This is a genomic window from Sorangium sp. So ce124 (assembly GCF_051525235.1).
GTDB lineage: Bacteria > Myxococcota_A > Polyangia > Polyangiales > Polyangiaceae > Sorangium > Sorangium atrum.
This window is the reverse complement of record NZ_CP150312.1, coordinates 3,980,154-3,992,500: the sequence shown is the minus strand read 5'-3', so window position 1 is coordinate 3,992,500 and position 12,347 is coordinate 3,980,154. Positions and strand designations below refer to the sequence as shown.

Here is a 12,347-nt window from a genome sequence, read left to right as displayed (position 1 = left end):
CCGCACACGCGCACAGGCACGCGACGGCCGCGATCGCTCGGCGCCCGGGGCTCACGCGCTACCCCCGCGGGGACGAAGGATCTCCGTGGACGCCTTGAGCGAGAGGCCGCCGATCACGAGGAGGTAGATCGCCTTGAAATCCTGGCGATCACCGAGCGCGTGAACCCCGAAGGCAAAGGAGAACGCTGCGGCGACGAGGAGCAGAACCGCGAACACATCGACTGCGCGGGACACGCCCATGAGTGTAACGCGATTTGATGGGAAACCGGCGGGGATGCGGGGACACCAAGGAGCGGCAGCCGGGAGGCCACGGCCGCGCCCCCCGCTCACCGCAGCGTCATCGCGACCGCCCCCAGGACGGCAAAGACGATCAGGACCACCAGGTGCCGAACGGCTCGGTGGGGGAGCCGCCGTGCGCCGGCCGTGTGCCGGCGGCCACGGGCCACCGCGACGCCGGACGCCGCCGTGATCAGCGCGACAGCGCAGGCCACCGCGACGGCCTGGGCCAAGAGGGCGCGGTCCGGGTCCCGGACGCGCCACGCGAGCACGAGGATCGCGAGGCTCACGAGCGCGCCGAACGCGACGATCGCCGTCGCGAGCGGAGGAAGGTGGGCTCGGGCCTGCAGGAGAGGGGCGTCCGGTTCCGGCTCCGGCTGGCGCCGCACATCCCAGCGATCGCGCCAGGAAAGCGCGAAGATGCCCCAGGCGATCGCGCCGATCGCCGCGCGGACCGGGTCGAGGCGGGAGGGCTGAAGGGAAGGAGAAGCCAGCAGCCAGGTCAGCGTGACCAGCGCGAGGAAGACGGAGATGCCGAGGTGCCGCGCGAGCCGGCGGTGAGTGGCGGCGAGCAGCGGCGCAGCGACGCCGCACAGGAAGGCGAGCGCGGCGGCGATGCTGGCGAACACCGGCGCGCCACGACCGAAGCCCGCAGGCGCGACCGTGATCATCCAGGCGACGACCGCGGCGAGCAACGCCTGCGGGGCGCGCCCGCCGCCCACACCCAGGTCGAAGCGCGCCGCCCCCGGCAGCGGCGCCTCCGGGCGGTCCGAGCCCGACGCCTCGTCGACCTCGCGCGCCAACGCACCGCCGCGATCGACGGAGGCCGACGCGGAGGACTCCTCCTCGCGCGGAGCGCCGATCGAGATGGCGCCGGGGGCATCCGTGCTCATGGGCGAGCGCTAGGCCAGGTTTCTCAGGAGGTTGCCCACGGGCAGCACGTCCGGCGCTGGCGCAGCCGCGCCTGTTTCGTCGCCTGCGCTCCCCTCTTCCCGGGCGACCTCGAGCCCGAGCCGCTTCCAAAGGCCCGTGTCGAAGAGGTGGCTCGGGCGCACATTGCCGAGGGCGGCGAGCATGTTCTGCCGCGTCCCGGGGTGGCGCGCGTCGAGCTCCGCGAGGAGCTGGCTCACCGCCTTGCGCTGGAGGTTCTCCTGGGACCCGCACAGGTCGCAGGGGATGATCGGGAACCGCTCCTCGGCGGCGAACGCGGCGAGCTCGGCCTCGGCGCAGTAGATCAGCGGACGGATCACGATGTTGTCGCCGTCGTCGGAGATGAGCTTCGGCGGCATCGATTTCAGCTGACCCGCGAAGATCAGGTTCAGGAGCAGCGTCGTCACGGCGTCGTCACGGTGGTGGCCGAGGGCGATCTTCGAGCAGCCGAGCTCGCGCGCTATGCGGTACAGGATGCCCCGGCGCAGGCGGGAGCAGAGGGAGCAGTACGTCTTGTTCTCGGGGATCTTCTCGGTGACGATCGAGTAGGTGTCCTCGCAGATCATCCGGAACTCGTGGCCGCCCGCCGCCATGTAGTCGGTGAGGAGGTGTCCCGGGTAGCCAGGGTGCCCCTGGTCGATGTTGACCGCGATCACGCTGAACCGGACCGGCGCGCGCCGCGCGAGGTCGACGAGGAGCGCGTGCATTGCGTAGCTGTCCTTGCCCCCCGAGACAGCACAGAGGATCCGATCGCCGTCGGCGATCATGTCGAAGTCGGTGATGGCGCGCCCCATGGCGCGCGCGAGCTTGCGGCGGAGTTGCACGGTTTAGCCGGTGAAGCCTTCGATGAGGCGGAGGAAGGTAAGCACGCCGTGGCCCGTCCCGCCCTTGGAGAAGATGCCGTACGGCTTGCTCGCCATGGATGGGCCAGCGATGTCCACGTGAATCCAGGGGACGTCTCCCACGAACTCGCGGAGGAACAAGGCCGCGGTGATGGCCCCTCCCCAGCGGTCGGCCGTGTGCTTGATGTCGGCCCAGTCGCTCTTGAGGCCGTCGCGGAGCTCCTCGATGAGCGGGAGCTGCCACATCGACTCGCCCGCGGCCTTCGCGGCGCTCCGCAGGCGCTCCGCGACCTCCTCGCGGTTCGAGAAGAAGCCCGACACGGTCGGTCCGAGGGCCACGACGCACGCGCCCGTGAGGGTCGCGTTGTCGACGATGAGGTCCGGCTTCAGCGCGCGCGCATAGGCGAGGCAGTCGGCGAGGACCAGGCGCCCCTCCGCATCGGTGTTGATGATCTCGACCGTCCTGCCATCCAGAGAGCCGAAGATGTCGCCGGGCCGGTATGCCGCGCCGTCGGGCATGTTCTCTGCCGCGCCGATGACGCCGTGCACCTCGACGTTCGGCTTGGCGGCCGCGACGGCGGCCATCAGCGCGATCACGTTCGCGGCGCCGCCCATGTCGCCCTTCATTTCTTCCATGCCCTGAGCCGGCTTGATGCAGAGCCCGCCGCTGTCGAAGGTCAGCCCCTTGCCCACGAAGACCAGCCTCCCCTTCGGCTTCCCGGAAGGAGCGTAGACCATGTGGACAAGCCGGGGGTCCCTCGCGCTCCCCTGCCCCACCGCCATGATGAGCTTCATGCCCCGCTTGATCAGCGCGGCCTTGTCGAGCACCGTCACCTTGAGCTGGTGCTGCTTGCCCACGTCCACCGCGACACGCGCGAGCGCCTCCGGATAAACCTCGTTCGGCGGCTCGTTGACGAGGTCGCGCGCGACGCAGATCGCCTCCCCGACCTGCTGGCCGAGCGCGACGGCATCGCGCGCCGCCTTGCCCACCTTGCCCTCGATGACCACGGTGCCGCGCGAGAGCTCGACCTTGGGCCGACGATCGCCCGTGAAGTAGCGGGTGAACCGGTACGCCCCGAGCACGAGCCCCTCCGCGGCGGCCCGCTCCGCGCGCTCGACGCCGGGGGGCACCACGACCGCGACGCTCTCGGCGCGCACGCCGTTCGCGAAGCGCGCTCCCTTCGCCGCGAGCAGCCTGCACTCGACGTCGGTGACCTTGCCCGACCCGAGCCCGAGCAGCAGCACCCGGCCCGGCTTCAACGCGCCGTGCGTCGCGAAATCGATGCTCTGATCCCTCTTCCCCGTGAAGTCGTCACGCTTGACCTGGTGGGTCACCGACTCGCCCAGCGCCGCCACGAGCCTCGCCAGCACGCCCTCACCCGTCGAAGCGCCTTCAGGCACGCCGATGACGACGACGTCGACGGCGATGCTCAGCGGGTCGGACGAGGCGAGGTTCAATTTGATCGGCATGCGGTCTCCTGAGCCCGGGATGTGGAGGGTGTCCAGCGCGGCATCTAATCACGAAGGGCTAACCCCGTCGACGTGGACGATGCCCGCAGGCGGTCGGCCCGAGGTGCGGGCGGGAGAGCGCTCCCGCTCCCGGGCGCGCGGTCCCGCCCCCGCCGCGCGGTCCCCACAACGATCCTGCGCGGTTCCGCGCAGGCTCGGCGCTCGGTGGCGCGCCGTCGGAGCGCCTAGCGCGGCGCTGCCCGCCGGACTGCGGGTCCGAGGAGGCCCGGCGCGAGCGTCGGATCGAGGGGCGTCAGCGCGCCGACCTGTAGATCTGGATCACGCCGGCGAGGAGCTGCAGCGCCTCGGCGCGTGGGCGCTGGAACGCGTTGCGCCCCATGATTGACCCGAAGGAGCCGCCCGCGGCCATCTCTCGCACCTCGTCGAGAACCGCGTCGGTCGCCTTGGACTCGCCGCCAGAGAAGATCAACACGCGCTTTCCGCCGAACGTCGCCTGCACGACGTGCCGGGTCCGGTCGGCCAGCGTCTGGATGGGAATGCTGTATTTCTCGTACATCTTTTTCGCCTCCTCCTGCTCGATATGGGCCGTCGGCGGCTTGACCTTGATGATGTGTGCGCCGAGCTGAGCCGCGATCGTCGCTGCATAGGCGCAGACATCGATGGCCGTCTCGCCCTGCTTCGACAGTCCGGCGCCGCGCGGATAGCTCCAGACGATGACGACCAGGCCCCTGCGCTTGGCCTCTAGGGCGATCTCGCGAAGGTCCTCGTACATCCTGTTTCTCGCGCCGGACCCGGGGTAGATCGTGTAGCCGACGCCGACGCAGCCGAGGCGGAGCGCGTCCTCGACCGAGCCGGTCACCGCCGACACGGGCTGCTCCACCTTCGCCAGCGTGTCGCTGTTGTTCAGCTTCAGGATCAGGGGCACCTGCCCCGCGAACCTGGCCGCGCCCGCCTCCAGCGATCCGAGCGGCGCCGCGTAGGCGTTGCAACCGGCGTCGATCGCGAGCTGAAAGTGGTAGTCGGGGTCGTAGGCCTCGGGGTTGGGAGCGAACGATCGCACCGGACCGTGCTCGAAGCCCTGGTCCACGGGCAGGATCACCATCTTTCCGGTGCCCGCGAGCGCGCCATGGTTGAGCAGCCGGACGAGGTTCGTCAGCGTGCCTGGGTTCTCGGAGGCGTACCAGGAGAGGATCTGCTCTACACGGGTGGTGAGCGCCATGAATCACTCCGTCGAGGGTGCTGCTGCGCCGGGGAGCGCGAGGCCCGCCCGGGGCGTGAACCCACCCCACCATGCCCGCGGCGCCGCGTCAGGGTGCTCGGGCGAGCGGGCTCAGGCCGCATCTTGAGGATTTGGACGAACGTATCGAGCCCGACGCGCGGGCGGTCCAGCGCCCCGAGGATGTTGTACGAAGCCATCGGATACGCAATTCTCGAAACCGCGCCGGTCTGCTCTCGGGGGGCCACAGCGGCGGACGCGAGCACGAGCACGCGGCGGGGCGGCGACGTCCTCGCCGACAACGCGGAGGGATCATGTCGCTCTCATCGGACCAACGGGACCTGAGCTGGAAGCCGCCGGAGGCGCCGTCACGCATCGGGATCACGCTCGAGACATACATCCTCGAAGGAATGCTCGGGTTCCCCGCGGCGACAGGGGCGTTCACCTCGCTCCTGAACCAGTTCGGACTGGTGGCGAAGCTCGTGACGTCCAAGGTCCGGCGGGCTGGCCTCGCCAACGTCCTCGGATACACGGGGCAGACCAACGTCCAGGGCGAGGTCGTGCAGAAGCTCGACGAGGTCGCCAACGAGACGCTGCTCAGCGTGCTCGGGAGGCGCGGGCACTGCGCGGCCGTGGTGAGCGAGGAGCTCGGTGAAATGAGGCTCCTCTCCACGGACCCACGAGCGAAGTACATCGTCGTCGTGGACCCGCTCGACGGTTCGTCCAACATCGACGTGAACATCTCGATCGGCACGATCTTCGGTGTGCTCCGAAAGAGCGACGCCAAGATGGGCGCCGATCCCTCGGATTTCCTTCGCCCCGGCCGCGATCTGGTCGCGGCCGGCTATGTGCTCTACGGCTCGTCGACGCTGCTCGTCATCACGACCGGCCTCGGCGGCGTGCACGGCTTCACCTACGACCCGACCGTCGGAGAGTTCTTTCTCTCTCACGAGAACATCCGGATCCCCGAGCGCGGCTCGACGTACTCCATCAACGAAGGCCACAGCGCGCGATGGCCGGAGAGCGTGCGCCGCTGGAACGCGTGGATCAAGGAGGACAGCAAGCACGAGGGGCGGCCGTACGGCGCGCGCTACGTGGGATCGCTGGTCGCGGACGCGCACCGGACGCTGCTCAAGGGCGGCATCTTCGCGTACCCCGCCGATCGCGGCGGCCAGGGAAAGCTGCGGCTGCTCTACGAGGCGAACCCGTTCGCGTTCATCTTCGAGGCCGCGGGCGGAAAGGCGAGCACGGGGGCCGAGCGCATCCTCGACAGGGTCCCGAGGTCGCTCCACGAGCGCGTGCCGCTCGTCCTCGGCTCGCCCCGCGACGTCGAAGATTTCGAGCGGTTTGTGCGCGGCGAGGGCTGAGGCTGCGAGAGAACGACGCCGCCCTCACCGCCACGAGCCGCAGCGCGGGGGGTGACCCGCGGGTCAGACCCCCTGCGCGTCCGCTCCCCAGATCACCTTGTGGAGCTGGACCTGCACCCGGACGCGGAGGCCGTCGTCGAGCACCCACTGGACGAGCTCCTTCGGCGGCAGCTTGCCCCAGACGCACGAGGCGAGCAGCGTCACGCCGCGCGCGTCGAGGCGCCGCTCGCGGATGGTGTCCCGCATCCACGCATAATCCGCCCGATCGGCGAGCACGAACTTGATCTCGTCGCGCGGCGTGAGGTGATCCAGGTTCGACCAGCGGTTCCGGTGGGATTCCCCCGAGCCAGGCGCCTTCAGGTCCATGATCTTGTGCACGCGCGGATCGACGCGCGACACGTCTGCCTCGCCGCTGGTCTCGACGAGGACCGTCCGGCCCGCGTCGCAGAGCTCCGCGAGGAGCGGGAACGACCCGGGCTGAAGGAGAGGCTCGCCCCCCGTGAGCTCGACGAGCGGCGTGCCGAGGGCCAGCGCGCGCTCCAGGACCTCGCCGCGGCGGATCCGCTTGCCGCCGTAGAAGGCCTGCGCCGTGTCGCACCAGGCGCAGCGCAGGTTGCAGCCGGTGAGCCGGACGAAGGTGCACGGCAGCCCGGCGAACGTCGATTCGCCCTGCACGCTGGCGTAGATTTCGTGGACGACGAGGGTGTCTTCTTTCAAGGAAGCGACGCCTCCGAGGAGCCTCGGTCGGCCTCGGCGGCGCCGCGCCGCCGGCGACCCGAGGTGGGGCGGAAGCTTTGGCCGCGCCGAGCGCGCAACGCAAGCGGCTCGGGGCGCTCAGCTGGAGATGACGCTGACCTCGCCCGCCGCCACCGCCCGGAGGATGCCGTCCGCGCCGCGGACGAGCAGGTGTCCCTCCGGATCGATCCCCGCCGCGACGCCGACCACACCCGCGACCTCGACGCGACGGCCGCGCAGCCAGTCCATCCGGGCGAGATCCTCCGTGAAGGGCGCGAGCTCTCCTGCCTCGAACCTCGCCGCCGCGTCGCCGATCGCCTGGAGCAGCTCCGCGGCGAGGAGCTCGCGCGGGACGTCGTCGATCCCGAGCATCGCGAGCGACGTGGCCCGCGCCGACAGATCCGGCGGGAAGCTCGACGCATGGACGTTGAGCCCGACGCCGACGATCACGCTGCTCACGGACTCGCCGCGCAGCTGGGCCTCGACGAGGATCCCCGCCAGCTTGCGGCCCCCGGCGAGCACGTCGTTGGGCCACTTGAGCCGCACCTCGACGACGGAGCCGTCGGCCGACGCGCCGCGGGACGGAAGAGGCGCGAGCCGCCGCTCGATGACGGACGCGACGGCGAGCCCCATGACGAGCGCGATGGGGGCCACGCGGCTCGCCGGCAGGCTCGGGCGCAACACCACCGACAGGTAGAGGTTCTCGCCGGGCGGAGAGTGCCAGGAGCGCCCGCCGCGCCCCCGACCCTGCGTCTGCGCGTCGGCCAGGAACGCAGCCCCGTGCGGCGCGCCGGCCGCGGCCGCGCTCCGCGCGTCGTCGTTCGTCGACGCGGTCTCGGCCGCCACGGCCAGCGGCTTCCCGAACGACGCGCCCAGCCGCGAGAGCTCGCGCTCGATCGCCTCCCCGTCGAGCCGCCTCACAGCGAGAGATCCAGCGCGATGTCGGCGGCGCGCGCCGAATGCGTCAGCGCCCCGACGCTGATGACGTCGATGCCCGCCGCGACGAGCTCGGGGATGCGCTCCAGCGTGATGCCGCCGGAGACCTCGAGGAGAGGCCGGCCGTGCTGCGCCGACCGCACGCGCGCTGACGCGACCTTGACGTCGGCCAGCGTGAAGTTGTCGAGCATGATGATGTCGGCGCCGGCGGCCAGCGCCTGATCGAGCTCCTGCAGCGAGGCGACCTCGACCTCGACCTTCGTCGTGTGCGGGGCGCGCGCCCGCGCGCGGGCGATGGCGGTCGCGATGCCGCCCGCCGCGACGATGTGGTTGTCCTTGATGAGCACGGCGCTCCCCAGGCTGTCGCGGTGGTTGTGCGCGCCGCCGACGCGCACCGCGTAGCGCTCCAGCCCGCGGAGACCGGGCGTCGTCTTGCGGGTGTCGGTGATGCGCACGCCCGACCCGGTCGGGGTCGCCTCGGCGTAGCGACGCGCCTCGGAGGCGACGCCGCTCATCCGCTGCGTGAGGTTGAGCGCGGTGCGCTCCGCGCTGAGGAGCGAGCGCGCGCGGCCACGCACGGTCCACAGCACTGTGCCGGCGCCGACGGCCGTGCCGTCCGCGACGAGCACCTCGCCCTCCACCTGCCGATCCAGGCGCTGGAAGACGCGCAGGAACACGTCGCCCCCGCACGCGACGAGCGGCTTGCGCGCGACCGCCTTCGCGGTCGCGCGCGCGGAAGCCTCGACACACGCCTCGGTGGTGAGATCGCCTCCCGCGAGGTCTTCTTCAAGAGAGCGATCGATCAGGGCATCGAGCAACGGCGCAGCCAGCACAGGCATCTCCTCGGCGCCGCTCCCACGCGGCGCTCCCAGGTATACTCGGTCCCGCACGCGCGCATCAGCGCTGTCGCGCCCACACGAACCCCGACAACGCATCGCGTCACGACAGCTCCTTGCAGCGGCACGTGCATGCTGGAGCGTTCGACCTCAGCCGTAGAGGCGCCCTGGACGGGACGCGGGCGGCAATGGATGGGGCTTGCGGCGCCGAAAAGCAGGGCGGATCGCGATCATCGCGACGCTGTGTCGCACAAATGGGGCTGACGTTCGTCTACCAGCCTGTGAGACTCTCCGAGCAACTCCAGCGCCCTCAACGGAGATCGATGCGTCCGCAGGCAGGCCAGGTCATCAACAACAAGTACCGACTCGTGCGCCTCATCGGCGATGGCGGCATGGGGAGCGTCTACGAAGCCCGCCACGAGGTGCTGGGGACGACGGTCGCCCTCAAGTTTCTCCACCCCGAGCTGTCCCGCCGCTCCGGCCTCGTGCAGCGCTTCCTTCAGGAGGCGCGCGTCTCCGCGCAGATCCAGAGCGCGCACGTGGTTCGCGTCAGCGACGTCGACCAGACGGCGTCCGGCCTGGCGTTCATCGTGATGGAGTACCTGGAGGGGAAGACGCTCCAGACCCTCTACGAGGAGCTCTACCGGGCAGGCGTCCGTCTCGGGTACCCCGACGCGCTCGAGTACGCGATGCAGATGCTCGAGGGCGTCGAGGCCGCCCATCGCGCTGGCGTCGTCCACCGGGACCTCAAGCCGGACAACGTGATCATCACGAAGACAGCCAAGGGAGAGCCGCTCATCAAGCTGCTCGACTTCGGCATCGCCAAGCTCAAGGTCACGGGAGAGCTCGATCGCGGGTTGACGCGCCCCGGCGTGATCATGGGCACCCCCGAGTACATGGCGCCCGAGCAGGCCTACTCCGCGGACTCCGTCGACGCGCGCGCCGACATCTTCTCGCTGGGCGTCATCATCTTCGAGATGCTGGCCGGCCGCCGGCCGGTCGGCGGCGATGAGCCGCAGCAGATCGCGGGGGCCTACCTCTCGGGCCAGATCTCGCGGCTCTCCGACCTGGCGCCGGAGCTCGCGCCCGGCCTCTGCGCCGCCGTCCACCGCGCCATGGCGGCCTCGCCGCCGGATCGCTTCGCGACCACCGCCGAGTTCCGCAGCGCCCTGGAGCCGTTCGCCCGAGCCGCCCGCGCCCCGTCGGCGCTCACCCCTGCGCCGTCCGAGGTCAGCATGGCGCGGTCGTCCGGGGCCGCCCTGGCAGCAGCCCTCGCGGCGCCCGGCATGCTCACGCCCTCCGCAGCGGCGCCCGCGACCAACGCGATGGGGGACGGTCGCACCAGCTCCGTTCCCAAGACGATTCCGCCGGAGGACGGCGGCGCGCAGCACGCGTCGAGCGGCCCCCCGGGCGGTCTCGGGCCCTCGACCCCCATGGGCGGCTTCTCCTCGGATGCCCGTGGTCCCTCGGCGTCGGCTCCAGGGTTCACGCCGAGGCCAGAGCCCTCCTCAGGCCCGTACTTCGCCCAAGGGGGCTATCCCCAGATCGCGCAGCCGGCGACCGTGAGCGCCGCCCCCTACGCTCCCCCCCAGGGAGTGCCTGCCACGAGCCACGAGCCGGGACCGTTCGATGTGTCGCCGCGCCCGGGAGGGACGGCGGTCGGAGGCGCGCCGTTCATGGACAGGAGCGGGGTCCCGGGCGGCGGATTCAACGGCGGTCCAGCGCCAGGGTATGGCGGTGCGTATGGCGGCGGCGCGCAGGGCTACATCCCTGGGACGGCGCCGATGGATCCGCTGCCGAGGATCTCGCAGAGCGCGTCGGCGCACGGCGCGCAGCGGCCCGCACGACGCGGGACTTCGCTGTTCGCCATCCTGCTGCTCGCCACGGGGATCACGGGAGCCGTCGTCGGCGGTCTGTACATCGCCAACGAGCTGAGCCGGAAGGAGCAGGCCGACGTGGGGCCGGCCCTACCGACCCTCCAGCCGGCCAACACGGTGCATTCGGATCCCAGCCCGCCCGCGACGACGCCCACCGCCGTGACGCCCCCGGCCGTGACGCCGCCTCCTGTTGAGCCGCCCGTGGTCGCCAAGCCTCCGCCCCGGCCGACCACGACGGCGAAGCCCCCGGCCACACCGAGCACGACGGGAACGCCGCCGACCACGACGGCGCCGACGACACGCCCCAGCGGGACGACGATCATCCCCCAGCTTCCCTGGGTCATCCCGTCGACGCTGCCGCCGTTCCCGTTCCCCGCGCCGACCAGCGCACAGCCGCCGGCCAACCCCCAGCCGAACACGACGAGCCCGCCAACGACGAGCCCGCCGACGAACGACCCGACCACCACCACGCCGCCGGACAGGCCTCGACGACGCGTGATCATCGTACCCAACAACTGACGCGCCCGACGCGTACGGTAGGTAGGATGCGATCTCGATGAGCAACCAGAATAGCGGTCCGCCGCCGGGATGGCCTGCGCCCCCGAGCGGCATGTACGGCCCTGGCAAGACCGTGCCCGGCGAGCCTCCGCTCGCAGGGCTCAACTCGCCGCAGGGCGCCTTTCCCGTGCCGCCCGGCACCGCGCCGCACGATCCGAACGCCGCTGGCGCAGCCGTCCCGCGGACCCTCGTCGAAGGCGGGACCAACAGCGCGCCCCCCGGAACGGCCGGCCCTTACGGCGCTCCCGCAGGCCCGTACGGCGCGCCGCCCCCCGGAGCACCCGGCCCGTACGGCCCCGGTGCGACAGCGAATTACGGCGGCCCTCCTGGAGCTGGAAACGCTTACGGGCAGCCGCCCCAACCTCCCAGCCCGTACGGCGGCTCGCCGTTCGGGGCCCCGAGTGGCCTCGGGGCCGGCGGGCCGCCGGGGTTTCATGCCGGCGGCGCTCCCCAGCCGCCGGGTGGCGGCGCGCTGTACCCGGCGCCGATCCCCGCACGGCCTCGCGCGAAGAGCTCCGGCCCGACGCTCGCGCTGATCGGGATCGGCGCGTTCGTGCTCATCGGAGGGCTGACGACCGCCTTCTTCGTGATCCGCAGCCGAGGGTCGTCCGAAGATGCCGCAGCGCTTACGCCCATCGAGGCGCCCCCGGCGCCTGCGTCGGTCGCCGGCGATCCGGCGCCTCCCCTGCCGACGGCCGCCACCCCCGCGGCGACCGCGCCGCAGCCGCCCGCGGCGGAGCCGGCCCCCGTGGTGGCCCCGAAGCCGACGGCGCAAACACAACCCAAGCCGACGGCGACGACCCCTGCGCCCACCGCCACGGCGACGACCCCCGCGCCCACTGCCACGGCGACGACCCCCGCGCCCACCGCCACGGCGACGACCCCTGCGCCGACCCCTTCCACGTCCTCGACGGGTCGTCGAAGGATCGTCCTGCCAGGCAGCCACTGAGCTGTCCTGCGCCGCCCGCTGTGCCGCTGGCAGCGGCGCGGCGGGTCCGTGCCGCGGTTGCACGAGCCCGCTTGACAGGGCGGTCACGGTGATCAGGTTCCGATGCCATGAGCAAATCCGGGACCGCCGCCGTGCTTTCTTTCCTTATTCCAGGCGTTGGACAGCTCTACAACGGCGCGTTCCTGCGCTGCATTTTCTGGCTGATCGTCACTCCCGGTCTGTGGATCGGCTCGGGCGGCTGGCTCGGCTGGATCTGCCACGTGGTCTCCGCCTACACCGCGTACCAGTACGCGAAGCGCGCCGGCGGCTGAGCCGCGCTCCCCGGGACGGCGCGCCGGTTCGCGCGGCGCGCCCG

Annotated in this window: 12 protein-coding genes; 4 read left to right on the top strand and 8 right to left on the bottom strand. The window is 71.7% G+C overall.

Translation table 11 applies throughout. The annotated features are described in order from the left end of the window. Positions 1–51 precede the first annotated feature (51 nt). From WMF19_RS15170 to WMF19_RS15150, 5 genes are all read right to left on the bottom strand, one after another. Positions 52–234 (bottom strand): hypothetical protein, encoded by a 183-nt coding sequence (locus WMF19_RS15170; protein ID WP_157906650.1) that lies wholly within the window; start codon positions 232–234, stop codon positions 52–54. A 92-nt stretch (positions 235–326) separates the two neighbouring features. Further along, positions 327–1,169 carry a hypothetical protein gene (locus WMF19_RS15165; RefSeq protein ID WP_437899752.1) on the bottom strand — a complete coding sequence of 281 codons (843 nt, stop codon included), beginning with the start codon at positions 1,167–1,169 and terminating at the stop codon, positions 327–329. Positions 1,170–1,178: 9 nt separating this feature from the next. Next, entirely contained in the window at positions 1,179–2,030 is an 852-nt protein-coding gene (gene ttcA / locus WMF19_RS15160; protein ID WP_437899751.1) for a tRNA 2-thiocytidine(32) synthetase TtcA, read from the bottom strand. A 3-nt stretch (positions 2,031–2,033) separates the two neighbouring features. Next, the gene (locus WMF19_RS15155) at positions 2,034–3,518 is read right to left on the bottom strand and encodes a leucyl aminopeptidase (protein ID WP_272103498.1); all 1,485 of its coding nucleotides are present in this window, start codon (positions 3,516–3,518) and stop codon (positions 2,034–2,036) included. 292 nt (positions 3,519–3,810) lie between these two features. Next, entirely contained in the window at positions 3,811–4,737 is a 927-nt protein-coding gene (locus WMF19_RS15150; protein WP_437899750.1) for a class I fructose-bisphosphate aldolase, read from the bottom strand. A gap of 311 nt (positions 4,738–5,048) precedes the next feature. On the opposite strand from WMF19_RS15150, the gene fbp reads away from it, so the two are divergent. Beyond that, a complete protein-coding gene (gene fbp, locus WMF19_RS15145) occupies positions 5,049–6,101 on the top strand; it encodes a class 1 fructose-bisphosphatase (RefSeq protein WP_437329276.1) in 1,053 nt (350 codons plus the stop codon). Between the two features lie 63 nt (positions 6,102–6,164). Here the strand turns inward: fbp and WMF19_RS15140 are convergent, their stop codons facing one another. The 3 genes from WMF19_RS15140 to nadC all read right to left on the bottom strand — a co-directional run bounded on the left by WMF19_RS15140 (position 6,165) and on the right by nadC (position 8,605). After that, entirely contained in the window at positions 6,165–6,818 is a 654-nt protein-coding gene (locus WMF19_RS15140) for a radical SAM protein (protein ID WP_437329275.1), read from the bottom strand. 117 nt (positions 6,819–6,935) lie between these two features. After that, positions 6,936–7,757, bottom strand: coding sequence for a biotin--[acetyl-CoA-carboxylase] ligase (locus WMF19_RS15135; RefSeq protein ID WP_437899749.1), 822 nt, complete (start codon positions 7,755–7,757; stop codon positions 6,936–6,938). Further along, positions 7,754–8,605, bottom strand: coding sequence for a carboxylating nicotinate-nucleotide diphosphorylase (gene nadC / locus WMF19_RS15130; protein ID WP_437901632.1), 852 nt, complete (start codon positions 8,603–8,605; stop codon positions 7,754–7,756). The genes WMF19_RS15135 and nadC overlap by 4 nt, the downstream gene beginning before the upstream one ends. 326 nt (positions 8,606–8,931) lie before the next feature. Here nadC and WMF19_RS15125 point away from each other — a divergent pair, with 326 nt between their 5' ends. The 3 genes from WMF19_RS15125 (at position 8,932) to WMF19_RS15115 (ending at position 12,303) form a co-directional block, all read left to right on the top strand. After that, positions 8,932–11,004 (top strand): protein kinase domain-containing protein, encoded by a 2,073-nt coding sequence (locus WMF19_RS15125; RefSeq protein WP_437899748.1) that lies wholly within the window; start codon positions 8,932–8,934, stop codon positions 11,002–11,004. Positions 11,005–11,041: 37 nt separating this feature from the next. After that, positions 11,042–11,992: a hypothetical protein gene (locus WMF19_RS15120; protein WP_437899747.1), complete on the top strand. Its 951-nt coding sequence runs from the start codon at positions 11,042–11,044 to the stop codon at positions 11,990–11,992. A gap of 107 nt (positions 11,993–12,099) precedes the next feature. After that, complete coding sequence (locus tag WMF19_RS15115; protein ID WP_437329271.1) at positions 12,100–12,303, top strand: hypothetical protein; 204 nt, start codon at positions 12,100–12,102, stop codon at positions 12,301–12,303. Positions 12,304–12,347 lie beyond the last annotated feature (44 nt).